At 75.7% G+C, this 707-nt stretch carries 1 protein-coding gene; it reads left to right on the top strand.

Going from position 1 to position 707, the window contains the following annotated elements:
* The coding region (locus tag CCN42_RS40590; RefSeq protein ID WP_086742070.1) for a carbonic anhydrase at positions 1-586 on the top strand (586 nt) is incomplete at its 5' end.
* Positions 587-707: the final 121 nt, after the last annotated feature.

The following is a 707-nucleotide window of genomic DNA, read 5'->3' as shown; positions in this document are numbered from 1 at the left end:
GCCCACCACCGCGCCGGAGGCACTGCGCGAGCTGGCCGCCGGGAACCGGCGCTGGCGCACCTTCCGGGAACGGCACCCGGACGAGACCCCGGCCGTGCGGCAGGCGCTGACCTCGGGCCAGCATCCGTTCGCTCTCGTGCTCGGCTGTGTCGACTCCCGGGTGCCGCCGGAGCTGGTCTTCGACCAGGGGCTCGGCGATCTGCTCACCGTGCGCAGCGCCGGTGAGGTGCTCGACGAGGCGGTGCTCGGCAGCATCGCGTACGGGGTGCTGGAGCTGGCGATACCGCTGGTCGTGGTGCTGGGCCACCAGTCCTGCGGGGCCGTGCGGGCCGCCGTCGAGGCGGACGGGGCCGGGGGGCGGCTGCCGGCGCACATCCAGTACCTGGCCGATCAGATAGCCCCGGCCATCGACCGGAGCACGCAGGGCGACGCCCGCGTGGACGCGACGATCGACGCCAACGTCCGGCTCGTGCGGTCCCGGCTCGCGGCGGAGCCGGATCTCGCCGAGCGGGTGGCGGACGGGCGGCTGGCGATCGTCGGCGCGCGGTACGAGCTGACCAGCCAGCTGGTGCATCGCGTGGCCTGAAGCGGCGCTCGCGCGTTCATGGCGGCGGAGCCCGGGCATCGGCACGGTCCCACCCGGTCCTCGTGCTCCCCCCGGTTCTCGCGCGCTCCCCCGGCCCTCGTGCTCCCCCGGGTCCTCGCAC

This window comes from Streptomyces glaucescens, from assembly GCF_002154375.1.
GTDB classification, from domain to species: domain Bacteria; phylum Actinomycetota; class Actinomycetes; order Streptomycetales; family Streptomycetaceae; genus Streptomyces; species Streptomyces glaucescens.
Note: the sequence above shows the minus strand (reverse complement) of the source record. Positions and strands in the feature narration are given on the sequence as shown.